Annotated in this window: 23 protein-coding genes and 4 pseudogenes; 12 read left to right on the top strand and 15 right to left on the bottom strand. The window is 62.6% G+C overall.

Annotated features, from left to right (window positions below):
- Window positions 1-3 precede the first annotated feature (3 nt).
- Together AC0V8S_RS08330 and AC0V8S_RS08325 are read left to right on the top strand one after the other, a co-directional pair.
- Window positions 4-1,263 (top strand): aminomethyl transferase family protein, encoded by a 1,260-nt coding sequence (locus tag AC0V8S_RS08330; protein ID WP_475437397.1) that lies wholly within the window; start codon window positions 4-6, stop codon window positions 1,261-1,263.
- A gap of 2 nt (window positions 1,264-1,265) precedes the next feature.
- Window positions 1,266-1,511 (top strand): hypothetical protein, encoded by a 246-nt coding sequence (locus AC0V8S_RS08325; RefSeq protein ID WP_475437396.1) that lies wholly within the window; start codon window positions 1,266-1,268, stop codon window positions 1,509-1,511.
- Between the two features lie 10 nt (window positions 1,512-1,521).
- Here AC0V8S_RS08325 and AC0V8S_RS08320 read toward each other — a convergent pair whose 3' ends face one another.
- The 4 genes and pseudogenes from AC0V8S_RS08320 to AC0V8S_RS08305 all read right to left on the bottom strand — a co-directional run bounded on the left by AC0V8S_RS08320 (window position 1,522) and on the right by AC0V8S_RS08305 (window position 4,588).
- Complete coding sequence (locus tag AC0V8S_RS08320) at window positions 1,522-2,580, bottom strand: dipeptidase (RefSeq protein ID WP_475437395.1); 1,059 nt, start codon at window positions 2,578-2,580, stop codon at window positions 1,522-1,524.
- A 149-nt stretch (window positions 2,581-2,729) separates the two neighbouring features.
- Entirely contained in the window at window positions 2,730-3,029 is a 300-nt protein-coding gene (locus AC0V8S_RS08315; protein ID WP_095772167.1) for a GNAT family N-acetyltransferase, read from the bottom strand.
- Between the two features lie 2 nt (window positions 3,030-3,031).
- A pseudogene (locus AC0V8S_RS08310) lies at window positions 3,032-3,651 on the bottom strand (alpha/beta hydrolase).
- A gap of 4 nt (window positions 3,652-3,655) precedes the next feature.
- Window positions 3,656-4,588: a VOC family protein gene (locus tag AC0V8S_RS08305; protein ID WP_475437394.1), complete on the bottom strand. Its 933-nt coding sequence runs from the start codon at window positions 4,586-4,588 to the stop codon at window positions 3,656-3,658.
- Window positions 4,589-4,813: 225 nt separating this feature from the next.
- Between AC0V8S_RS08305 and AC0V8S_RS08300 the strand changes: the two are divergent.
- Window positions 4,814-6,378, top strand: a pseudogene (locus AC0V8S_RS08300) (alkaline phosphatase family protein).
- Between the two features lie 102 nt (window positions 6,379-6,480).
- Here AC0V8S_RS08300 and AC0V8S_RS08295 read toward each other — a convergent pair.
- Window positions 6,481-7,779: a PRC-barrel domain-containing protein gene (locus AC0V8S_RS08295; protein WP_475437393.1), complete on the bottom strand. Its 1,299-nt coding sequence runs from the start codon at window positions 7,777-7,779 to the stop codon at window positions 6,481-6,483.
- A gap of 285 nt (window positions 7,780-8,064) precedes the next feature.
- Here AC0V8S_RS08295 and AC0V8S_RS08290 point away from each other — a divergent pair, with 285 nt between their 5' ends.
- Window positions 8,065-8,985: a diacylglycerol/lipid kinase family protein gene (locus AC0V8S_RS08290; RefSeq protein WP_475437392.1), complete on the top strand. Its 921-nt coding sequence runs from the start codon at window positions 8,065-8,067 to the stop codon at window positions 8,983-8,985.
- A 29-nt stretch (window positions 8,986-9,014) separates the two neighbouring features.
- Here the strand turns inward: AC0V8S_RS08290 and AC0V8S_RS08285 are convergent, their stop codons facing one another.
- Entirely contained in the window at window positions 9,015-9,188 is a 174-nt protein-coding gene (locus AC0V8S_RS08285; protein ID WP_095201314.1) for a hypothetical protein, read from the bottom strand.
- Between the two features lie 155 nt (window positions 9,189-9,343).
- Between AC0V8S_RS08285 and AC0V8S_RS08280 the strand changes: the two genes are divergently transcribed.
- Window positions 9,344-10,876: a sensor histidine kinase gene (locus AC0V8S_RS08280; RefSeq protein WP_475437391.1), complete on the top strand. Its 1,533-nt coding sequence runs from the start codon at window positions 9,344-9,346 to the stop codon at window positions 10,874-10,876.
- A 30-nt stretch (window positions 10,877-10,906) separates the two neighbouring features.
- Here AC0V8S_RS08280 and AC0V8S_RS08275 read toward each other — a convergent pair.
- The 3 genes and pseudogenes from AC0V8S_RS08275 to AC0V8S_RS08265 all read right to left on the bottom strand — a co-directional run.
- A pseudogene (locus AC0V8S_RS08275) lies at window positions 10,907-11,359 on the bottom strand (hypothetical protein); the annotation flags it as partial.
- Between the two features lie 11 nt (window positions 11,360-11,370).
- The gene (locus AC0V8S_RS08270) at window positions 11,371-11,697 is read right to left on the bottom strand and encodes an ElaB/YgaM/YqjD family protein (RefSeq protein WP_069090305.1); all 327 of its coding nucleotides are present in this window, start codon (window positions 11,695-11,697) and stop codon (window positions 11,371-11,373) included.
- Window positions 11,698-11,949: 252 nt separating this feature from the next.
- A pseudogene (locus AC0V8S_RS08265) lies at window positions 11,950-12,710 on the bottom strand (Crp/Fnr family transcriptional regulator).
- Between the two features lie 80 nt (window positions 12,711-12,790).
- Here AC0V8S_RS08265 and AC0V8S_RS08260 point away from each other — a divergent pair.
- Window positions 12,791-13,240 (top strand): response regulator, encoded by a 450-nt coding sequence (locus AC0V8S_RS08260; protein ID WP_095201309.1) that lies wholly within the window; start codon window positions 12,791-12,793, stop codon window positions 13,238-13,240.
- Between the two features lie 43 nt (window positions 13,241-13,283).
- Here the strand turns inward: AC0V8S_RS08260 and AC0V8S_RS08255 are convergent, their stop codons facing one another.
- Together AC0V8S_RS08255 and AC0V8S_RS08250 are read right to left on the bottom strand one after the other, a co-directional pair.
- On the bottom strand, window positions 13,284-13,835 hold the full coding sequence (locus tag AC0V8S_RS08255; protein WP_010911883.1) for an RNA polymerase sigma factor: 552 nt from the start codon (window positions 13,833-13,835) through the stop codon (window positions 13,284-13,286).
- A gap of 3 nt (window positions 13,836-13,838) precedes the next feature.
- Window positions 13,839-14,042, bottom strand: a complete 204-nt coding sequence (locus AC0V8S_RS08250) for a NepR family anti-sigma factor (RefSeq protein WP_095201308.1) — start codon at window positions 14,040-14,042, stop codon at window positions 13,839-13,841.
- A 224-nt stretch (window positions 14,043-14,266) separates the two neighbouring features.
- Between AC0V8S_RS08250 and AC0V8S_RS08245 the strand changes: the two genes are divergently transcribed.
- The 6 genes from AC0V8S_RS08245 (at window position 14,267) to AC0V8S_RS08220 (ending at window position 17,904) form a co-directional block, all read left to right on the top strand.
- A complete protein-coding gene (locus AC0V8S_RS08245) occupies window positions 14,267-15,061 on the top strand; it encodes a response regulator (protein ID WP_064990804.1) in 795 nt (264 codons plus the stop codon).
- Between the two features lie 308 nt (window positions 15,062-15,369).
- Entirely contained in the window at window positions 15,370-15,534 is a 165-nt protein-coding gene (locus tag AC0V8S_RS08240) for a DUF1328 domain-containing protein (RefSeq protein WP_027031438.1), read from the top strand.
- A gap of 189 nt (window positions 15,535-15,723) precedes the next feature.
- On the top strand, window positions 15,724-16,758 hold the full coding sequence (locus AC0V8S_RS08235) for a sensor histidine kinase (protein ID WP_475437390.1): 1,035 nt from the start codon (window positions 15,724-15,726) through the stop codon (window positions 16,756-16,758).
- A gap of 180 nt (window positions 16,759-16,938) precedes the next feature.
- A complete protein-coding gene (locus tag AC0V8S_RS08230) occupies window positions 16,939-17,115 on the top strand; it encodes a hypothetical protein (protein ID WP_183463715.1) in 177 nt (58 codons plus the stop codon).
- Between the two features lie 133 nt (window positions 17,116-17,248).
- Window positions 17,249-17,575 carry a hypothetical protein gene (locus tag AC0V8S_RS08225; protein WP_183463717.1) on the top strand — a complete coding sequence of 109 codons (327 nt, stop codon included), beginning with the start codon at window positions 17,249-17,251 and terminating at the stop codon, window positions 17,573-17,575.
- An 83-nt stretch (window positions 17,576-17,658) separates the two neighbouring features.
- Window positions 17,659-17,904: a YMGG-like glycine zipper-containing protein gene (locus tag AC0V8S_RS08220; RefSeq protein WP_096450964.1), complete on the top strand. Its 246-nt coding sequence runs from the start codon at window positions 17,659-17,661 to the stop codon at window positions 17,902-17,904.
- Window positions 17,905-18,002: 98 nt separating this feature from the next.
- Here the strand turns inward: AC0V8S_RS08220 and AC0V8S_RS08215 are convergent, their stop codons facing one another.
- The 4 genes from AC0V8S_RS08215 to xylF all read right to left on the bottom strand — a co-directional run bounded on the left by AC0V8S_RS08215 (window position 18,003) and on the right by xylF (window position 23,151).
- On the bottom strand, window positions 18,003-19,643 hold the full coding sequence (locus tag AC0V8S_RS08215) for a CHASE domain-containing protein (RefSeq protein ID WP_475437389.1): 1,641 nt from the start codon (window positions 19,641-19,643) through the stop codon (window positions 18,003-18,005).
- A gap of 150 nt (window positions 19,644-19,793) precedes the next feature.
- Complete coding sequence (locus AC0V8S_RS08210; protein ID WP_475437388.1) at window positions 19,794-20,618, bottom strand: ATP-binding cassette domain-containing protein; 825 nt, start codon at window positions 20,616-20,618, stop codon at window positions 19,794-19,796.
- A gap of 14 nt (window positions 20,619-20,632) precedes the next feature.
- On the bottom strand, window positions 20,633-21,964 hold the full coding sequence (locus AC0V8S_RS08205) for a sugar ABC transporter permease (protein ID WP_475437387.1): 1,332 nt from the start codon (window positions 21,962-21,964) through the stop codon (window positions 20,633-20,635).
- Window positions 21,965-22,110: 146 nt separating this feature from the next.
- A complete protein-coding gene (gene xylF / locus AC0V8S_RS08200; protein ID WP_095201302.1) occupies window positions 22,111-23,151 on the bottom strand; it encodes a D-xylose ABC transporter substrate-binding protein in 1,041 nt (346 codons plus the stop codon).
- Window positions 23,152-23,258 lie beyond the last annotated feature (107 nt).

Raw genomic sequence — 23,258 nt, 5'->3', positions numbered from 1 at the left:
GCCATGGCTCAGGCAAGCAGGAAGAAGCCCGTTGCAAAGACAGAAGATGCGGCTGTTTCCGCCCGCATCGCCGCGCAAGACCACTTCCGCACACTGCGCCTCGGCACGCCGTTCCAGCCGCGCCTTGATGCGCTGGCCAAAACCCAGGACTGGTACAATTGGGCCGGCTACCGCGCGCCGCACTCGCTGTGGGACGAGGAGCTCGAATATTTCGCCATCCGCAGCCAGGCGGCTTTGTTCGACATCTCGCCGATGACCAAATACCGGATCGAGGGGCCGGACGCCGAAGCCTTCCTCGATCGCGTCACCCTGCGCGACGTGACGAAACTCAAAGCCGGCCGCGTCCACTATACGGCGTGGTGCGATGACGAGGGTTTCGTCCTCGACGACGGCACGCTGTTCCGGCTCTCGCCGACACGCTTTCGTCTCTGTTCGCAGGAGCGGCATCTACCCTGGCTGCTCGACAGTGCCATTGGATTCGATGTCACCGTCTCGGAAGAAACTGAGGCCGTTGCCGGTCTCGCTCTGCAAGGGCCGACCTCCTTCGCCGTGCTGCGCGATGCCGGCTTCGCGGGTGTCGAGAGATTGAAGATCTTCGACCTGGCCGAGTTTGCACATGATGGCGGCACCCTCACCATCTCGCGCACCGGCTTCACCGGCGATCTCGGCTACGAACTGTTCGTTTCGGCCGAGAAGGCACCCAGCCTCTGGGACCGGCTGATGACGGCGGGCGAGCTTCGCGGCATCCGCGCCATCGGCTACACCGCGCTCAATCGCGCGCGGCTCGAAGCCGGGCTGATCGTTGCCAATGCCGATTTCACCACCGCCGAACATGCCATCCGCGCCGACCGCTTGCGCAGGCCCGACGAGATCGGGCTCGGCTTCATGATCGATCCGGAAAAGGGCCATTTCAACGGTCGCCGCGCCATCCTCGAGGCGCGCGCCAAACGCAAGCTGCGCCATGTGCTGGTCGGGCTGGAGATCGAAGGCAACATCCCGGCCGAACACGCCATCGTCTACTACAAGAAATCCCAAGAGGTCGGACTGGTCAGCGCTGCAATGTGGTCGCCGATGGCCAAGCGCAACATCGCCATCGCCTCGCTGGCGCGGCCCTACGGTGATACTGTCGTGGACGACCTCTGGGTCGAGATCTACGCCATGCGCGAGCTGCAGTATCAGAAGCTGATGAAGCGGGCCAAGGTGGTGCCGCGACCCTTCATCAAGCTCGACCGCCGCACCGCCGATCCGCCGGCGGAGTTTTGACCATGGCCGACGAAGCGGATCTGGAGGCGGCGGAACAGTGGGAGCTGGTCAACACGCCGCTCGGCGAAAAATGGTCCGGACGCACGCGCTATGCCGCCGCCATGTTCTTCTACAAGCGCGATGAGATGAGCGCAGAGACGCTCGAGGTCTACCGTATCTGCGCGCGGCTCGATTCGGAGAACCCACTGCCGATCATCCGCGACCGCGGCGTCGGCAAGGACTGGCTCAAAAGGATCGGTTTCGAGTAGCGCCTGCGCGCTACCCAATGGTTCTTTCGAGCATGCTCAACCAGTTGCGGTAAGCGATCTTCTCGATCAGCGCCCGGCCGAAACCACGCGCGGCCAAGGCATCGATCAGCTTCGGCAGGCCGGCAACGTCGCCGATGACGGCCGGGATCATGGCGCCGTCGAAATCCGAGCCGAGGCCGACGCCGTCCTCGCCCAAAGCCTGCAGCAGGGAATCGACATGACGCACCATGATGTCGAGGCTGGTGTCGGCATTCATGCGGCCGTCCTCGCGCAGGAAGCCGGTGGCGAAGTTGAGCCCGACCATGCCGCCGGACTCGCGGATGGCGCCGAGCTGCCAATCGGTGAGGTTGCGCGAATGGGTGCAGAGCGCATGCACGTTGGAATGAGTGGCGACCAGCGGCGCGTCGCTGAGCGCGGCGACATCGCGAAAACCCTTCTCGTTGAGATGCGAAAGATCGATCATGATCTTCAGTTCGTTGCAGGCCTTGACCAGCGCCTTGCCGGCATCGGTCAGCCCCGGGCCGGTATCCGGCGAGGACGGAAAGCGGAACGGCACGCCGTTGCCGAAGGCGTTCGGCCGGCTCCAGACGATGCCGAGCGAGCGCAGGCCGGCGGCATGCAGCACGTCGAGCATGGTGAGTTCAGGATCGATCGCCTCGACACCCTCGATGTGGAACACCGCGGCGATCGTGCCTTTGGCCATGGCGTTGTGAATGTCGCCGGCAGTGCGGCAGATGGCCAGAGCTCCGGCCCGTTCCAGCCGGAACAGGATCGAGGCCATCGCGATCGTCGAATTGAGCGCATCGGCGCGTGGCACCTCCGGCGGCAGCGGTTCGCTGTCGCTCGGCGCCAAGGGCACGGCGCTGCGCCTGGCTTTCTCGACCGGCGGCGGGAAGATGGCGAACATGCCGCCAGCGAAGCCGCCGGCCTTGGCGCGCGGCAGGTCGATATGGCCGCCCGACTTGCCTTCGACGAACAGCTTTTCGACGTCCGTGTCCTTCGACTGATACAGCCTGAGCAGCGTATCGTTGTGGCCGTCGAAGACGGGGACGAGGTCGGTTTCGGTCATAGGGGGATCATTCAGTTCGTTTGTCGGCACGGCGAGACATCATATCTAGGCAAGATATCCGGTCGCGGCAAATGACAAAGCCACCCGGCAGCGGGGACTGCCCCTTTATCCCCCCGCTGCAGCCTATCGATGACGTGCCTGCGCTCCCCCTACTGCTTCAGCACGTCAGCCCATTCCGCGTGGCGGCGGAACTGGGCGTTGGCGAAGGGGCAAAGCGGGATGATCTTCTTGCCCGCCGCGCGCGCATCCTCGACGGCACGGGTGACGAGCCGAAGCCCGGCACCCTGGCCGCGAAACGCGTCCGGCACTTCGGTATGGTCGATGATGATCTGGTGTTCACCGATCTTGGTGAAGGTCATCTCGGCCTCGGCGCCGCCGGGGCCGCGCAGCACATAGCGCCCTTTGGAACCGCGGTCCTCCAGTTCGATTTCAGGCAGTTGGTCGGGCATGTCTAAACTCCTTGAGCGACACCAGCGAAGAGCCGCCGGGCCGCTTCGATTTCATTTGGCCGCACCTCGTGCCCGCCTTCGTGCCATTCCACTGTGACATCGGCGCCATCGGCACGCAAATAGGCCTCAAGCCGCGTCGTCAGGTTCGGCGGACAGATCGGATCGCGCTTGCCGGCGGTCAGCAGCATGTGGCGGCCGGCGAGGCTGCCCTTGACCTGCGGCTCGAACGGGATCAGCGGATGCATCAGCACCGTGGCGTCGAACAACTCAGGCTCGGCGAACACCACCGAGGCCAGTATGTTGGCACCGTTGGAATAGCCGAGGCCAAGCACCGCCGAGGGCTTCGCCGCTTCGACATGCGCCTTGACGAAGGCCACCATCTTGTCCGTTGCCCGCGCCAGGTCGTCCATGTCGTAGACACCCTCGCCGGTGCGGCGAAGAAGCGCGCCGCACCGTATTCCGACACATCGCCGCGTGGCGAGATGATGGTGGCATGGGGCACGAGATCGCGCCCCGGCGACAGAAGCTGGCTCTCGTCACCGCCGGTGCCGTGGAAGACGAAAAGCAAGGGACCGCCCGGCGAACCGGGCAGCACCTTGTGGATGTAAGCGTCGTTGCTCATGACCTCAGCCTTCCAGCTTCTGCAGATGCTGTTCGAGATAGGGCCGCAAATGCTGGTGCTGCGTCGGCAGCTTCAGCGCTTCGCCCAGATGCGCGGTGTCCTCATCCTTATCGAACCCCGGCTCGTTGGTGGCGACTTCGAACAGGACGCCGCCCGGCGTGCGGAAATAGATCGCCCAGAAATAATCACGGTCGATCACCGGCGTCACTCCATAGCCCGTATCCATCAATGCCTTGCGCACTTCGAGCTGCTTGGCGCGGTTCTCGACGGCGAAAGCGACATGGTGGACCGAGCCGGCACCGAGATCGGCGAAGGCCGCGGTCGGCAGCGATTCGATGTCGACGACATCGGCACCATTGCCGTTCTTCACGGTAAGCCGCCTGATAGTGCCTGATTTGTCGACTTCCTCGTAGCCCATGAATTTCAACAGCTCCTCGGTGGCGCCGCCATCCTTCAGCCTGAGCGAAACCGAGTGAAAACCACGGATCGCCTCGTCGGCCGGAATGCCGCCTTTCGTCCACGGCGCCCTGCTATCGGCCTTGTCCTCGACGAGCGCGAAACCGTCGCCGTCGGGACCTGCAAAGCTGAGCCGCTTCTCACCAAAACTCTCCTCGCGGGAAACACCGGTCACGCCTTCGTCGGCGAAGCGCTTTTCCCAATACGCGAGCGTGCCTTCCGGCACGGAGTAGACCGTGGTGCCGACCTCGCCGACGCCGGGACGGCCCTTGCCGATGTTGGGAAACGGAAAATAGGTCATCACCGAACCGGGCGTGCCCGCCTCGTCGCCATAATAGAGATGGTAGACGTCGGGTGCGTCGAAATTGACGGTCTTCTTGACCCGGCGCAGGCCGAGCTTGTGGGTGAAGAAATCATTGTTCTGGCGCGCATCCCTGGCCATCGAGGTGACGTGATGCAGGCCCTTGATCTGGTCGAGCATTGTCTTGCTCCTTCCCTTGGTGTTTGTGCGGCCCTTGCCGCTGTCCACGCCAATATGAGGATACCCCTGCTTGCGGCAAAGGCGGCAAACACAGAATGGACTGTGCTGTAAAAGTGAACAATGAAAAGAGGTTTGTTCACCGATTGACTAATGCGGGCGGCCTTGCGCCCTTGCCGGAAATCGGTTCCATGAGCACGTTCGAACATGCAGCGAAAGGTATCGCGAGTGACAGGAAAAGCCAGGCGCCCGAATGTTCTCCTGATCACTTGCGACCAGTGGCGCGGTGATTGCCTGTCGGCTGCCGGCCATCCCGTGGTGAAGACGCCGAACGCCGACGCGCTGGCCGCCGAGGGCGTGCTGTTCAAGCGCCACTATGGCGGCGCCGCACCCTGTTCGCCGGCGCGTGCTTGCCTCTACACCGGGCTCTACCAGATGAACAACCGCGTCTGCCGTAACGGCTCACCGCTGGACGCCCGTCACGGCAACATCGCGCAGCATGCGCGCGGCATAGGCTACGATCCGACGCTGTTCGGCTATACCGACGTGTCGCTCGATCCGCGCCAGCTGGCACCTGGCGATCCAAGACTGAAAAGCTATGAAGGCGTGCTACCCGGATTCACGGTGCGCCAGCTGCTGCCCGAGCACCAGAAGCAGTGGCTGTCCTGGCTGAAGCAGCAGGGCATCGACGCGAGCGCCGGATTTCCGGGCATCCACCGTCCCGTAGACGAGGAAAACGACGCCGACGCAGTGACCGAGGCACCGCCGATCTATTCGAAAGATCATACGCCGACGGCTTTCCTTGTCGGCGAGTTCATCCGCTGGCTTGGCGAGCAGGAGCAGGCCACACCCTGGTTCGCGCATCTTTCCTTCATCAGCCCGCACCCGCCCTTCATCGTGCCGGAACCTTACAACACACTGTACGATCCGGCCGACGGCCCGGCTTTTCACCGCGCGGAGAGCTGGCGGGCTGAAGCGCAAAGCCATCCCTATCTCGCCTATGATCTCAGCCGGCAGAAACGCGCGAAATTCCGCCCCGGCGCCGCGGGCAAGGTGCACGACTGGAGCGAGGATGATTTCCGCCGCATCCGGGCGATTTATTACGGCATGATCTCGGAGGTCGACGCAAAGCTTGGCCTGGTATGGCAGGCGCTCAAGGCTTCGGGCGCGTGGGACGACACAATCATCGTTCTCACCTCGGATCACGCCGAGATGATGGGCGATCATTTCATGCTGGGCAAGGGCGGCTACTTCGATGGCAGCTACCACATCCCGCTGATCATTCGCGATCCGCGGCATGGCAAGGCTGCCGGCAGCACGGTCGATCGCTTCACCGAAGCGGTAGACATCTTGCCCACACTTATAGACCTGCTTGGCGAGCCCCCCGAACCGCATCTCGATGGATGGTCGCTCAAACCATTCCTGAGCGGCGGAACCCCCGCTATCTGGCGCGACGCCGCGCATTGGGAGTTCGACTTCCGCTCGATCGCCGATGGCGAGGCCGAAGCGCATTTCGGCATTGCCTCGCGCCAGTGCAACCTGGCTGTCATCCGCACCAAAAAATTCAAATACGTGCATTTCGGCGGCGGCTTGCCACCCTTGCTTTTCAACGTCGAGACCGACCCTGGCGAACTGACCAACCTCGCCACCAGCCCCGCGCATCTGTCCACCCGTCTGGAATTCGCCGAACGGCTTCTCGCCTGGCGGGCCGACATCTCGACCAGTCACTGGCGCTGGCGGAGTTAACGGACAATGGCGTGGTGGGACATGTGAGTAAGGCAGTGAGGGAGTGAAGGCGTAAGGCAGTAAGGCAGGAGTTTGGATACACCGGCACCGACGCCGCTGCCCTACTGCCCTACTGCCCTACTGCCCTACTGCCCTACTGCCCTACTGCCCTACTTCACAATCAACCGCTGCTGGTCGCGCTTCTCGGCATAGCTGCCCTTGTCATAGGCAGGCTGTGCCTCGAGCTGTTCCTTGGTGAAGGTGGTGTAGAGATATTTCTTGCCGTCCTTGTCGGTCATGAATTTGAGATTATCCAAGCCGACCGCCACCTCCTTCTCGCCAATGCCAAGGAAGCCTCCGACATTGACGATCACCGCGTCGGTCTTCTTGTCGGGCGTCAGCACGACATCGCCGATCTCCCCGACCTTGGCGTCGTTGGCGCCGTAGACCGTCGCACCCTTCAGATCGTCACCTCTGATTTCTCCAACCGGCATCGCCGTCAGCGTCGACTTGTCGATGGCAGCCGTCTGTGTCTGATCAGGGGCAATGGCATCAGGCGTAGCAGCTGTCTTGTCAGCCGGAGCGGCAGCAGGAGCGGCTGGCGCGGTTGCCGCCGGTTCGTTGGATGCCGTCGTTGCCGGCACCGGGTCATAGGCCTTGCGGTTGAAATCCGGCTGCGCCTGCAGCTCTTCCTTGGTGGTCTGCGCCACCAGCCAGCGGTCGCCGTTCTTCTCCGCCCACTGCGCCTTGCTGAAATCATAGGTGACATTCTTGGCGCCGAGGCCAAGGAAACCACCGACGCCGATGACCAGCGATTCCGCCTTGCCTTCCTTGTTCAGCACGATGTCGTTGACGCTGCCGATGTTCTGCGCGTCATCGCTGGTGCCGTTGTAGACGGTCTCGCCAATGATGTTGGTGGCAAGGTTGCCATCACCACGCTTCACCGGTTCGGCGGAGGCGGCGGCAGGAGCCTGCGCGGTATCCGTCGTCGCAGGAGCTGCCGGTGCTGCCGCGTCGGTGGAAGTGGCAGGTGCCGGCGCGGCGCCATAGGGCTTGCTGTCAAACTCAGGATGCGCCGTCAGTTCGTCCTTGGTGGTCTGGGCAACCAGCCAGCGGTCGCCGTTCTTTTCGGCCCACTGCAGCTTGTCATAGTCGAACGCGACATTCTTAGTGCCGACGCCAAGGAAGCCGCCGACGCCAATGACAACCGATTTTGCCATGCCGTCCTTGTCGAAGACGACATCGCTGACCTTGCCGATGTTCTCGGCGTCGTCGCCTGTGCCGTTATAGACGGATTCGCCGATGATGTTGGTGACGATACTGCCTTCGGCACGAGGCAATGGCGCTGTGGCCGCAGGCTCCTGGACGGACGGTGCGGCGGCCGGTGCGGGGGTCGTCGCGGTCTGCGCCAAGGCGCCCGTCGCGATCAACGTTGCGAGTGCGGTCGTGGCTAAAAGGGTGCGGATCATGATGGTCTCTCCTGCTGTGTGATTTCGTGCACGCCGCATCCTGTCGAACCGTCGCTGGGAAGATCGGACGCGGCATCTCCACGGGTTCACAACGTCGTGATCATGCTGTTGTTCCGACAAAATTGGGGTGGATGTCTCAGTCAAAAAGCACGGAGCAGTTGCGCGGCGGCCGGAGAACACGCGCCGAATTGCACCCCTCCAACGGAACCTTTACAGCTTCGCCACGTTTCAGCCTTCGGCTGGGCGCGTCCCGGCCAGACCATGGTTGAGCCGACGGAGCGGGGCATGAAATTTGCAGCGGTGCTGAACCGGGATGGCGGCACCTTGCGCACCACCGACCTAGCCGCCTTCTCCGACAGGATGCGTCAGACGCTGGAGGCCGCAGGCCATTCCTTGAGCATTGACGTGGTTGCCGGCAAGGACGTGGTGGAAAGCCTCGACAGCGCCGCTTCGCGCCGCGCCGTCGATGTGGTGCTGGCGGGTGGCGGCGACGGAACCATTTCAGCGGCGGCCGCGAGGCTGATGGGCACGAAGAAGGCGCTTGCCATCTTGCCGGCCGGCACCATGAACCTGTTTGCGCGCGGCCTCGGCATTCCGCAGTCGCTCGATGCCGCGCTGAAATCCTTCGCTGATGGTGAGATCATCGCCGTCGACGTGGCCACCGCCAACGGCCGGCCCTTCATTCATCAATTCTCGATCGGCATGCATGCGAAGATGGTGCAGCTGCGCCAGGGAACGGAATTCGGCTCGCGCCTGGGCAAGATCGGAGCTTCGGCCAAGGCGGCATGGGCGACAATCAAGAACCCGCCGGCGATGAACGTCACGCTCACCATCGGCAAGGCTGAGATGACGACGCGCATCTCAGGCATCGGCGTCACCAACAATCTGTTCGGTGAGGGCCATCTGCCCTATGCGGACAATCCTTCGGGTGGCGTGCTCGGCATCTATGTCACGGTGGCGCAGCAGCGCGCCGAGCTGGTGAAATTTCTCTTCAACGTGGCGCGTGGCAAATGGCGTGACAATGAACATGTCGAAATCCATCAGGCTGACCGCACCGTCCTGAAAATCCATTCCGGCAGCAGAAAATTCCGCGCCGTCATGGACGGCGAACTGGTCAGGCTCGAGCGTGAGACGACGATCGAAATCCGGCCCGGCGCGCTGAATGTCCTGGTGCCGGCCAGCATTGCCGAGGCAAAGGCCGCCTGATGCGATCTCCAACGATGACGGCCGAAAATCTAGCCGCTCGGCGCGCTTCCCTGCTGCGTCGCCGGTGTCTTGGTCGCCTCACCGTAGATTTCGGCGATGCCCCAGGCAGCAAAGGCCAGAAGCAGCGCGGCGATCAGGATGCGCAGGCCGTGCCAGCCCCACCGCCCCTGACGCGCTTTGTCCTCGGGAATGATCTTGGCCATGGCCGGTCCTTGTCTCGCTCCGCGCCCGTGGGCGCCTTCGGCAAATCACGGTCGGGTAACGGTTCCTCGCTAGGATGGTTCCGGGAATGCCACCTTGCCATGGGCCGTTGGATCGGCAAGACGGCGAAGACCGGCATGGGCATTTGGGGATTGGGGTGAACAGCAAGGCGGAAATAGGGGCGAGCCTGCCGGCCGAGGTGGCGCTCGCGGTCAATGCCGAAGACCGGCTGGCCGTGCTGCACGGGCTGGAGATGCTGGATACGGCGGCCGATCCGGATTTCGACCGCATCAGCAGCCTTGCCGCGGCTGTGATGCAGGCGCCGATCGCCCTGGTCACGCTGGTCGATCTCGAACGGCAATGGTTTAAGTCGTGCTTTGGCCTCGACCAGACCGAGACCGCGACCGACATCTCCTTCTGTGCCCACGCCATCGCCGCCGGCGACGATCCCATGGTGGTGACGGACGCGACGACGGACCCGCGCTTCAAAACCAACCCGCTGGTGACCGGCAAGCATCATGTGCGCTTCTATGCCGGCGCGCCGATGGTGGTGGCGGGTGCCAGGATCGGCACGCTGTGCGTGCTCGATCGCAAGCCGCACGCCTATCCATCGCAGGCCGAGCTCAACCAGCTGAAGACGTTGGCCGGCCTCGCCGCCAGCCTGTTCACCTTGAAGGACGCGACCCGCAGCGGCGCCATCGCCGAGGCCGCCCTGGTACGCGAGGAGAAGCGGCGTGCCATCGCGCTCGACGCGGCCTCGCTTGCCAGCTGGGCATGGGATATCCGCACCGACATGATCGAATGCGATGTCCGGCTGTCGGAACTGTTCAACCTGCCGCGCTCGACCCGTCTGCGGGCGCGCGACATCCTGACTGCCATCGATCCGCGCGACGTCTACCAGACCGAAACCCGCTTCCGCGATGCCCTGTCCGGCAGCGACGACTATTTTGGCGAATACCGCGTGAAGGGCTTTCATCCGCCACGTTGGGTGGCCACGCGCGGCCGCGTCATCGAGCGCGACGGCGACGGCAAGCCGACGCTGATCTTCGGCGTCAACTACGACATTTCCGAACGCAAGCTCGGCGACGAGCGGCAACGACTTTTGCTGCGCGAGCTCAACCACCGCGTCAAGAACACGCTGGCGACCGTCCAGGCGCTGGCGACGCAGACCGTGCGCCATGCCCGCCAGCCGAGCGAATTCCTCGAAGCTTTCAGCGCCCGTCTTCAGGCGCTGGGCATCGCCCACAATCTCTTGTCCGACCGCGAGTGGCGCGGCATCGGCATCCGCGAGCTCGTCCAGATCGAGATCAGGCCCTTTGACACAGCCGACCAGCCGCGCATCACCATCTCCGGCGCCGACCTCTTGCTGTCGCCCGATCAGGCCGTCGGCCTCGGACTCATCCTGCACGAACTGGCCAGCAACGCGCTGCAATATGGATCGCTGTCGATTGCATCGGGCAAGGTCGATCTCGACTGGAAGACACAAGGCAGGAAGGGCAGCCGTCGGCTGGTGTTGACCTGGCGCGAAAGCGGCGGACCGGCAGTCGCCCCGCCGCAGCGCCACGGCTTCGGCTCGATCCTCATCCGCCGCAGCCTGGCCAAGGTCATTTCAAGCGAAGTGACCCATGAATTCCGGCCGGAAGGCGTCTTCGCCGAAATATCGATGCCGTTGGAGGATCTGTCCAAGTGACGGATAATAATCGGGAGCGGCAGCGTTATTTCCCTCCCCGCCATCCGGATCGTCGGGCTTCACATTCTCGCGGTAGATGGCATAGGCGGCGAGCGCCACGGCCGGGCCCAGAATGACACCGAGGCCGCCTTTTCCCTTGAGCAATACCGGCAGCACGGCGAGTGCCGCCGTAATGCCGAGCGCCCTCATGTCGGCTTTGCGCCGCCTTGCCTCGCTGCGGGCACGGGCGCCGGACATCAGCCGATGGACCAGAAGCACGAGGCCGGCGATCACCAGGAAGCCGACACCGAAGCCAAGCGCCGCGGAGAATGATCCATAACGGGCGGCGGCCCAGATATAGGCCGCCCCGACCAGAAAGCCGAGGCCGCAAAGTGCCGCCAAAGCGGCTATCGCATACACGATGGCCGCCGTACGTGCGCGACGTATGGCGGCGATGGTTTCACCCGAGGCGAAACCCGAGAGCAGGGATGCCAGCAGACCCATCTCAGGCGGAACTAGCGACGCGCAAGCAGCGCGAAGAGGAAGCCAACGCCGGCGGCGATCGCCAGCGACGTCACCGGCTTTTCGCGAACATTTGCCAGCAACTGCGCCTCGATATCCTTGGCACTGCCGCGAAGGCTGTCAAACGCAGCTTCACCCTGCGCGCGCAATTGCTCGACTCCCTCGGTGGCCGCGCGGCGGGCGGTGCCATAGCCATGTTCACCGGTCTTGGCCAACTGCTTGGTAAGCTTGTCGATATCGGCCTTCAACTGACGGATGTCGGCTTCGAGGTCCGAATTTGCCCGCGCTTCGTTGGCGGTCTTCCCTGCAGCGGTTGCCATTGCTTAACTCCTTGTGATTGCTCGATTTCAAACGCGCCGTGCGTCTCAAGGTTCCGGCATCGGGACAAACTAGAGCAACTCCAGGAAAAGTGCGAACGGTTTTCCCGGGAAAAGTGCGTAGCACTTTCCCTTGGGAGTTGCGTCAAAACAAAGAGATAGAGCAGTTCGCTGTTTCCGTGAAACAGTGAAATTGCTCTAGCCGAAAAACATGCGCGTGCGCACCAATCGCCAATCCATGGCGAGAGGTGCGTCTCAGATCAGAGGGCGACGCCCCTCGCCCAGCCCTTCCCAGCCCGCGAGCAACTTGAGCGCTTCATTGTCGACGACCTCGCAACCACCATCGCGCCAGACGATCAGCTTGCGGTCCATCAGCTTGCGGATCGTCTTGTTGGTGTGAACCAGCGAGAGGCCAAGCGTGTCGGCGATGTGCTGCTGCGTGATCGGAATCTGGATGGATTTCTTGCCGTTCAATCCGACGACTTTGGCGCGGCTGCCGATGAAGGCGATAAGGTAGGCGGCGCGTTCGATCGCGCTGCGGCGGCCGACACTGAGCAGGTTCTCGTCCAGCATGCGTTCTTCACGCGACGCGATCCAGGTTATGTCGTAGGCGAGACCCGGATGGTTGCGGTAGAGCTCGTGCAGATTGTCGCGCTCGAAGACACACAGCAGCATTGGCGACAGGGCCTCGACGGAATGCTGCATTTCCCCCATGACGCTGCCTTGCAGGCCGATGAGATCGCCGGGCATGAGATAGTTGAGGATCTGTCGGCGCCCGTCCGGCAACAGCTTGTAGCGGAACGCCCAGCCGGACAGCACCGTGTAGAGATGGGCGCTGTGGCTTCCTTCCACGAGGACCGTGGCGCCCTTGTCGACCGCCAGTTCCCCCTTCTTGAATGTGCTGATGAAGGCGAGTTCCTCTTTTCGAACTCCCGGAACACGGGCAGGGGCCGCAACGGGCAATTTTCGCAAGGGTATTGGCGGCTTGCGAAAGAACGTGCATTCTGGCTTGGCATTTCGACCCCCTTCGAAAGCCTGCCGGTCGGCAGGCCGGTTTCAAACGCTTTGCCGGGGATCGGGTTCCGCCGCTGGTGGCATGTCTTTTTTAAATGACAGCGCGCGGAATTGCGATCATGACTCCCGGCGTTTCAAGGAGCGATTACCCGTGCCCCATTTGCTTGACGGATTGCGAATTCTTGTCCTGGAGGACGAATTCCTCATCGCCATGGATGTCGAGCAGCTCTGCCGCGACCACGGAGCCGGCGAGGTGGTGGTTGCCCGCGACCTTGCCGAGATCGATGACCGAAAGATCGCAACGCAATTCGACGCGGCCATCGTTGATCTGATGCTGGGCGGCACCTCGACGCTCGAATTCGCAGCCGGTTTACGTGAAACAGGCGTCCCGTTCGTGTTTGCCTCCGGCTATTCGGACGCTGACGAGATCAAGGCATCCTTTCCGGGGGTGCGGCTGGTCACCAAACCCTATTCAGGCGAAGATCTCGTCGAAGCGGTCGCGCTGGCCTATGGACGTGGCTCTCCCGGATGAGACCGATGCGGCCGCATCCGCATCCCGTTGTCCAGACCTCGCGTTAATGCGCCGCCGTCCCCGTGACCTGAGCCGAGATCGCATCGGGACCATATTCGTCCTCGCCCGAAATCTTCAGGATTTCCTGCAGGCGCGTGCGGGCCCTGCTGACGCGGCTCTTGATCGTTCCGACCGCGCAACCGCAGATTTCGGCGGCCTCCTCATAGGAGAAGCCTGAAGCGCCAATGAGGATGATGGCCTCGCGCTGGTCTTCCGGCAATTGCTCGAGAGCGCCACGAAAATCCTTGAGGTCGAGTTGGCCGTGCTGGGCCGGATGCACGGCAAGCCTGGCCGTCATGATGCCGTCGCTGTCCTGCACCTCGCGGCCGCGTTTGCGCATCTGTGAATAGAATTCATTGCGCAGGATGGTGAAAAGCCATGCCTTGAGATTGGTGCCGGGCTGGAAGCTCTCATGCTTGTCCCAGGCCTTGACCAGCGTTTCCTGAACGAGGTCGTCGGCCTTGTCGGCATTCTGCGTCAGCGACACGGCAAAGGCCCGCAAGCTCGGGATTGCCCCAAGCAGATCGGTCTTGAAGCCTTGGGAGACCGCTGCCATGCCTCAGTCCTTCTTCTGTGCGGGTTCGGCCTGTTCCAGCTGGCTGAGCAACTGGGCGAAGCGATCCGGCACATCGTCGGAGACCAGCTCGTCATAATATTGTTTGAGTTTGCGACCGATTTCGGAGTTCGGCCCGAGCGGATCGCCGGCACCGTTCCGGCGCCTGCCCACGGCGCCAGCCAAAATATCTTTCGTCATGTCCTTCATTTCGCCCTTATATTCCCAGCGCCCAGGCCGCTCATATTCAACTCAACACAAGGCAAGCGGCACCCTCGTCTGGTTGCCCATCCCGACACCGAAACGCCGCTCTCGCCTATTCGTTCCATATCGGCCGGAACTTTTTCGGAAAATCCGCGTTGTATTAGCGGGGCTTGCAATCAGCTTGGCCTGCAATCCGTGCAATCACGTCATTCTGAGGGAGACGTCTTACCATGAGTTTATCCGCCACCATCGCACCGCACCTGCCGTTCCTGCGCCGCTTCTCGCGTGCCGTCTCGGGATCGCAAGAGAGCGGCGACGCGCTGGTCGCTGCGATGCTTGAGGCCATCATAGCCGACGTCGACATCTTCCCCGAGGCATCGAGCGACCGTATCGCGCTCTACAAGGTTTTCGCCAAACTCTTCACCTCGGTGGCCATCCGCGTGCCACAGGAGCAGGCCCAATCGGCATGGGAGCAGCGCGCCGCCGCCAATCTCAATGCGATCGCGCCTCTTCCGCGCCAGGCCTTCCTGCTGGTTGCCGTCGAAGGCTTCAGCGAAGACGAGGCGGCCGAGATACTGGACGTCGGCGACCAGCAATTCTCCGAGCTGCTTGCCCAGGCAAGCAATGAGATTTCCCGCCAGGTGGCGACCGACGTGCTCATCATCGAGGACGAACCGCTGATCGCCATGGACATAGAGGAGATGGTCGAGAGCCTCGGTCATCGTGTCGTCGGGACGGCGCGCACGCACGCCGAAGCGGTGACGATGTTCGGCAAGACGCGGCCGAAGATGGTGCTGGCCGACATCCAGCTCGCCGACGGCAGCTCGGGTATCGAGGCGGTCAACGAGATCCTCTCGTCAACCTCGGTGCCGGTGATCTTCATCACCGCCTTTCCCGAGCGCCTGCTGACCGGCGAGCGCCCCGAACCGGCCTTCCTGGTGACCAAGCCGTTCAATCCCGACATGGTCAAGGCGCTGATCAGCCAGGCGCTGTTCTTCGACCGCCAGGCGAAGGCCGCCGCCTAATGCCTGTCGCCCAAAAGTGATCTCGGTTTTGGGGGAACGACATGCATAAAAGCAAAGATCTAAAGCGCGTCGCATGAACCCGTTTCAGCGCGACGCGCTTTAGGTCCGCTGCTTTTCCGGCAGGAATACCCGACATCAAAGGCCGTTCGATGCGATGCATCGGGCGGCCTTTTTGGTAACCCGATCCATCAACCGAGAATTTCGAGAGCTCCACTGCGAACCATTTGCAAGCGCCGTCTTTTTCAGCAAAGGGTGGAACAAACCGCATCCACCCACGTTTCCCTGCATCATTCGGAAGGAGATGAACCATGCTCTACTGGGCGCTCGTATTTCTCGTCGTGGCGATCATAGCCGGCGCGCTTGGTTTCGGCGGCATCGCCGGCACATCTGCCGGTATCGCGCAGATATTGTTCTTCATCTTTCTCGCCTTCCTGGTCATTTCGCTGCTGGCCGGCCTGTTCAAACGGGCGTGAGGGCGAACACCTATCCGAGCGAACACTGGAAGCCGCACCCCTCAAACGGTTTCCAGCCACCGCCGGACGGAGCCCTTCAAAAGGCACCGTCCGGCGGACCGTTTTAGGGGACAGGTTTCCGGGAAATTTCATTTGGGAACCCATTTCACAGTGAGCCGTTCAGCCTGAGTTGGGTGGACAAATCGACCGATGCGCTCCAGGACTGCAGATAGAACGGAAGGCGCACGGAGCGACGAAGTCATCGCCCTGCATCCGGCAGAAAGTGGCATGCAGCTTGGCCGGGCTCTTCTCCACGCACTGCACAATGCCGGCATTTCCGTTCTCTATCAGGATCGCGAGATGAAAAACGTATGGGCTCGCAACATGCGCGCGCCCTGGGCCTCGGACAATTCCGACAGCAATGGCATTCTACCGATGGCGCAGGCAGACCGCATCAGCGCCGCCAAGCGCGACGTGGTCGCGACCGGCAACCCAGAGCGGCTCGAGATCAGTGTCCCGGTCGAGAACGGCGTCCGCTGGTTTCAGATCTGGGTCGATGCCGACCGGGGTGACGCCGGTGACGTGCAAGGTGTCGTCACCACCATGGTCGAGACAACCGAGCAAAAGCGGCGCGAACAGACACTGACAACGCTGCTGCGCGAGGTCAGCCACCGCTCGAAGAACCTCCTGGCGATCATCCAGAGCATCGCGACCCAGACCGGTCGCTATTCCGATGGCATCGGCGACTTCCTGACGCGTTTTCGCGGCCGGCTGCAGTCGCTGGCCTCCTCCCAGGATCTGGTGACGTCCTCGAACTGGCGCGGTGCGGCCCTTCATGAACTGGTGACGAGCCAGGTCGGCCGCTACGGAACGAACACGTCGCACGGCCTTCGCTTCCGGGGCGCCAATCCCTATCTCAATCCCAATGCCGCCCTGCATATCGGCCTGGCGATGCATGAGCTCGCCGTCAACTCGGTCAGCTACGGCGCCCTGTCCCGGCCAGATGGATTCGTCGAAGTGACCGCCAATCTCAACACCGCCGCCACTGGCGAGGTCGCCCTGTCGCTGACATGGGCCGAGACCATAGGAGCCAATGGCGGCCGGGGGAATCAAAAGCGTTTCGGCAGCGTCGCGCTGGAGCGGGTGGTGCCTACATCGCTCAGCGGAACCGCGAGCCTCGACATCGCGGACGGCCGCCTTGAATACCGCCTTGTCGTCCCGCACAGCAATTTCGAGACGCAGTGAGTGACTCTATCTCTTTGATTTAGAGGCGGATTCAGATTTCAGGTCGATCTGACCTGAAATCATCCGGCTCTGGCGGCAAGCAACGATCCTTAACCGGCTGTTCACCATAAGAGCGGATGCTGTTTTACCCAGATACCGCTGCAACCCACTGGGCTGCGGCACGGTGTGGGGAGGAAATGCTTGACGGTCACCGACATAAACAGACTGGAACAGGCCGCCCGTGTTTCGATGGGCGAATTTCAGGATCCCGAAGCATCCGCGGAACCGCTTTCCCTATCGCATCACGCATTGCTGTGGGGCATCGTCCTGGCGGCGGCCGCGACAATTCTCCTAATCGCCGTGTTCCAGCTGACCTGACCTAAATCCCCTGCCGGCAACATTGCCCGGCGTTCAACCGCTTGCAGCGCTGGCATTATTCGTGTGTCCACCCCGGTCGCTCAGGAACTTTCGGCCGATCTGGGCCGTTATTGTGGCGAGAGGACACGTCGCCATGGAACACATCGCTGCATTGTTGCTGGTCATCGGTTGCAGCAATTCGATGACCGAGTGCCACGAACTGCAGGTGCCGGTGAGCATTTTCGAAACCGCCGACGCATGCACCGCCGAGCGTCCCTTCGCCATGGGCGACGTGCAGGGACAGGCGCAGCATATTGTCGCCAAGTGTCTCGCTGTCGATCCCGCGCTCGAGGATGATTATGATCAGATCGTCTGGAATGTGCGTCCCGATGGCAGCCTCGAAGCTTCGCTTGCCATTTCCAGCCTGGTCATGGCATCTAACGCAGTACGCCCAGAAAAAGACTATCTTAGCCAACAATAAATTCGAGCAGCAAAGGCCGTCATTTCGTGCTAAATGGCTGTTGGAGCTTACCAAAGTGTGGACACAAAGTGAGGAGTGACTCTATGCGGAAGATGATTATTGCCATGGTTGCGGTGGCTGCTCTCAGCGGCTGCACCTCGACCGAGCAGGACGTCGTTGGCGGCGGCTTGATTGGCGCCGGTATCGGCGGTCTGGTCGGCGGCGGCAAGGGCGCGCTGATCGGTGCGGCTGTCGGGGCCGGTTCCGGCCTGCTGGTTCGCAAGCTGCAGAACGGCTATTGCCAGTATCGCGATCATCGCGGACGGATTTACACGGCGCGCTGCAACTAATCCGGCGATAGTCGAAACTTCGATCCGGAGGCCGGCCCGCCGGCCTCCGGATTTTGTACGTATTGGCGTTCGATTGCCATCCGCCTGGCTGGTCGCCGTCAGCCAGTCAGTGGGATTCGTATTTCCACCTTCAGACCATCGGCCTGAAAATCGCGCTTGATCGTGCCGCGCAGTTCGCGCGTGACATTGAGGTCGATCAGCTTGGTGCCGAATCCGGTCTCGGCCGGCGCCTCGACTTTCTTCTTTCCGGCCTCCCGCCAGTTCAGCGCCAGCGTCCGCTCGCGCCCACGCCCTTCCACCGACCAGACCACCTTAAGCGCCCAGTCACTCCTGAGCGAATTGGCGGAATTGCCGGCTTCGCCATATTTCAGCGCATTGGTCGCCAGCTCATGGAAGGTCAGGCCAAGCGCCTGCGTGGTGGTCTCGTCGAGCAGCACCTCCGGTCCTGACAGCAACCCCTCGGGCAGGTCCTTGCCGAACACCTGGCCAAGCTCGATGCGCAGCAGATCGGCGAGATCGGCCTTCTGCCAACGCGAGCGCGTCAGCATGTCCTGGGAGGCCGCCATTGCCTGCAGCCTGGCCGAGAAGGATGCCGAGAACTCGTTGACGTCAGTCGCCCGCAACGCCGTCTGCCGCGCGATCGCCAGCACCCGGGTGATCGAATTCTTGATGCGATGCTTCATCTCCTGCAGCATCAGGTCTTTTTCGAGCAGGCTCTTTTCGGTCGTCTCGTGCAGGCGCGATGCCGCCTCATAGGCGCGCTCCTGATAGCGCGCCACCAGTGCGATGGCGCCCGCCGCCAGCAGGCCGAACAGCCCCAGCATCACCGGGATGGCGCGCGACGACGGCTGCGAGAAGGCGCTGGTCGGCCTGAACAGCACCGTCCACGGCCGGCCGGCCACCGTGATCTTGCGGGTGACCAGCAGCCGGTCGCCAAAGGACGAAGCCGGCGGCGTCTCCGACCGGAACAACAGATTGTCGCTGTTCGCCGCGCCGTCATAGATCTCGGTGTTGACCGGCAGCAGCGGCGCGCGGCTGAGCGCGATCTGGAACAGGTCGCGGGCCCGGAAGGCTGCATAGAGAAAGCCCGCGGTCGAGGACCGCGATGCGTTGATGACCTCCGGCGCGGTTTCGACGTTGAGCCGCACGAAGACCAGGAAGCCGGGGAAGGTCTGCGTGGCACCCGTGCCCTGGCCCAGTTGCACCAGGCCGCTCGCGTGCTGCTGATCATCGGCCATTGCCTTCTCGATCGCCGCGCGCCGCACCGCTTCGCTGAACATGTCATAACCGATACTGGCCTGATTGGACGGATCCAGCGGTTCGAAGAGCATGATGGGCGCGCGCCAGGGCTGCGTCGTTTCCGGATAGACCGGATGGCTGACGCCAAAATCGTGGAGGATGTCGCGTTCAACCGCCGCCTCGGCGCCCGTCTTGACGAGGCCGAGGAAGCCGATGCCGCGCAGGCCGGCGAAATTGTTGTCGACATCCAGCGCGTTGAAGAACGCCTTGAACTCACTCTGGGAGATGTCGCCATTGCGGGCGTCGAACAGCGCCTGTGTCGACCGCAGCAGCGACAAATGCAGGTCGATCCGGCTCTCGATCCGGTTGAGTGCATCGTCGGCCGCCGCTTCGAACTTGATGCGGGAGGCCTCCTGCGTCGCGAAATAGGCGAAACCCGCCATGGTCATGCTGATCAGCGCAACGGCGATGAACGCGACAATCGGAAAAAGTTTCTTCAACGGATGATGCGGTCCATGAGCAATACCGGACCTTTATGGGCAAGTCATCAGGCCAACACAATGGCAAGGCCAAGCCATCGCGATCACTGGCATATCACGTGAGCGGCAACCGGCTATGTCGATCAAACCCATATCGGGCCGCCGACAGCCTCAGGCCGCGATCTTCAGCGCGCCCGGCCCGGGAATGGCGCCCGGAGGACATTTGCCCAGGATGATCATGCCGAGCACCTCGTCCTGGGTGACGTCGGTGGTGCGCGCGGTGCCGACAACCTGGCCGTTCTTCATAACGCAGACTCGGTCGGCCAGCTCGAACACATCGTGAATGTCGTGGCTGATCAGGAAGATGCCGATACCATCGGATTTGAGCTGCTTGACCAGTTCGCCGACCTGCGCGGTTTCCTGCGGACCAAGGGCGGCCGTCGGCTCGTCCATGATCAGGATGCGGGCGTTGAACAGGATCGCGCGCGCAATCGCCACCGATTGCCGCTGGCCGCCCGACAGCTTGATGACCGGCTCCTTGAACCGCTGGAAGCGCGGATTGAGCCGGCCCATCACCTTGCGGGCCTCGGCTTCCATGGCAACGTCGTCGAGCGTGCCCCAGCCGGTCATCAGCTCGCGACCGAGGAACAGATTGGCGGCGGCGTCGACATTGTCGGCCAAGGCGAGGGTCTGGTAGATCGTCTCGATGCCGTATTTCTTGGCATCGCGCGGATTGGCGATCAAAGCCTCCTCGCCATTGACGAAGATCTGGCCGCCGTCGCGCTTGTAGGCGCCGGATAGGATCTTGATCAGCGTCGACTTACCGGCGCCGTTATGGCCGAGCAGCGCCACGACCTCGCCGGGGAAAAGATCGATCGAAGCATCGTCGACGGCGCGGATGCCGCCAAAGGCGATCGAGATGTTGCGCATGTCGATCAGCGGCGTGCCAGAGGGGGCAGTTGTGGAGGCAGTTGCGGGAGCGGTTTTGTTGGCCATGATCGTTTCTCCCCCTAAACCCGCTTGCGATAGACGGTGTCGAGCCACACCGCGATGACCAGCACGGCGCCGACCACGATGCTCTGCAGCGGCGAGTCGATGCCGAGCAGCACCATGCCCGACTGCAATGACTGCATCAGAAGCGCGCCCAGCATTGCGCCCATCACCGTACCGGCGCCACCGGCGAGCGACGTGCCGCCGATGACAGCGGCGGCGATGACCAGAAGCTCGTCCAGCGTGCCCAGTGCATTGGTCGACGCGTTGAGCCGGGCCGACGAGATCGCCGCGCTGATGGCGGCCAGCACGCCCATGATCATGAACACCTTCATGGTCACCCAGCGCGTGTTGATGCCGGCAAGCTCGGCCGCCTCCGGATTGCCGCCAATGGCAAAGACATAGCGGCCGAAACGCGTACGCTTGGTGATGAAGGTCATGATGATGCCCACGGCCACCGCCATCAGCACCGGTATGGCAATGCCATGCGCGATGAACAGCCCGCCTTCGGGAATGGCAATGCCGTTCTGCTGGGCGTACTGGCGCACGATGCCGATCGGCCATGGATAGGAATTGGCGATCCAGACGGCGCCAAGGATAGCGGCGCAGGCAACCACGCCAAGCAAGGTCTCGGCCCAGACGGGGCGCAGCGGAAAGTGGAACCGCTTGCGCTGCGACCTGCCGTTGAGCAGCATGAAGGCAACCGCCACGCAGGCGACGACACCGACGATCCAGCTGGCAGTGGCGCCGATCGAGCCGCGTGGTCCGCCGCCCATCAGTTGGAAGGTTGTGTCGAGCGGCGCGACCGTGCGCCCGCTGGTGATCAGCCATGCCATGCCGCGCCAGACCAGCAGGCCGCCCAGCGTTACGATAAAGGCCGGAACCTCCATATAGGCGATGATGAAGCCCTGGAATGCGCCGATCAGGAGGCCAAGCACCACGCCGGCCGCCAGCGCGATGATCCAGAGCCAGGGATTTCCGAGCTGGAAACCGACGACGCGAATGAGGAATTCGGCCTGCGCCACACCCATGATCATGCCGATCACACCTTCGACGGATCCGACCGAGAGGTCGATGTTGCGCATGACGATGACCAGCACCATGCCGGTCGCCATGATCGCGACCGAAGAGGTCTGCACCGACAGGTTCCACAGATTGCGCGGCGTCAGGAAAAGCCCACCCGACAGGATATGGATGCCGACCCAGATGACCAGCAGCGCACCGACCATGCCAAGCATGCGCGTGTCGAGTTCGGTGGCCTTGAGAAACCGTCCAACGGCACTGAGTTCGGATGCACGCGCCTTGTCCGCCGCAGTGCTGCCGACCGGTTGATTAGAGGTCGTGTCGGTCATGCTATCCTCCCACCGGTTTACCGTCTGGCGCGGATGCCGGAACATGGATGCTATTTGCTTTCCGCAGTCATTTGAAGCGGGAAGCCCCTTGAGAAACGCCGCGGCTTTTCGGGCCGCGGCGTCGATATCGAACCGTATTGCGCCGTTTAGTTGCAGGCCGCGACGCTGCCGGCGGCGACGCCCGCGCAGACTTCGTCCTTCTTGATCCAGCCGGCGTCGATGACGACGTTGAGATTGTCCTTGGTGATGGCGACCGGGGTCAGGAACAGCGACTTGACGGTGTTGCCGCCAGGTGTCGTGAAGTCCTTCACACCAGCTATGTCGGTCATCTTCTTGCCGTCGGCCAGCTGCGAGGCGATCTCAGCGGCGTTCTTGCCGAGTTCGCGCGCGTCCTTCCAAACCGACACGGTCTGGGTGCCGAGCGCGATGCGGTTGAGCGCGGCATGGTCGCCGTCCTGGCCCGACACCGGCACGGTGCCGGCGAGACCTTGCGCCGTCAGCGCCGCGACGACGCCGCCGGCGGTGCCGTCATTGGCCGCGACGACCGCGTCGACCTTGTTGTCGTTGGCGGTCAGGAACTGTTCCATGTTCTTCTGGGCGTTGGCGGGCAGCCAGCCGTCCGTATAGGCCTCACCGACATTCTTGATCTTGCCGCTGTCAATGGCCGCCTTGAGCACTTCCATCGAGCCCGAGAACAGGAAATCGGCATTCGGATCGGAGCCCGAGCCCTTGATGAAGACATAGTTGCCTTCCGGCTTGGCCTTGAACACCGCAGCGGCCTGCAAGCGGCCGACTTCCTTGTTGTCGAAGGTCAGGTAGAAGACGTCCTTGTTCTCGATCAGGCGGTCATAGCCGACGACGGGAATGCCTTCGTCCAGGGCCTTCTGCACGGCCGGGCCGATGGCCGAGGCATCCTGCGCCAGGATGATCAGCGAATTGGCGCCCTGCGAGATGAGGCTCTCGACATCGGTAAGCTGCTTGCCGGGATTGGACTGTGCGTCGGCGGAAATGTACTTGTCGCCGGCGGCCTCGATCGCCTTCTTCATCGCGGCCTCGTCAGTCTTCCAGCGCTCTTCCTGGAAGTTGGACCACGAAACGCCAATGACCTTGTCCTTCGCCTGCGCGACCGACGCGAGCGTCAGCGACATGGCGACACCCGCCAGGATGGCGGCTGTGAATCTCTTCATGATATTCCTCCCTGCGCCGCGTATGGCGCGACCAAACTGGCCCTAAGGCCGGCACAGAGGCTCTATTTTTTCGAGCCTCGAAAAACACTGATCCAACACCGGAACGC

Source organism: Mesorhizobium oxytropidicola (genome assembly GCF_056174625.1).
This window is presented reverse-complemented; position numbering and strand designations above follow the sequence as displayed.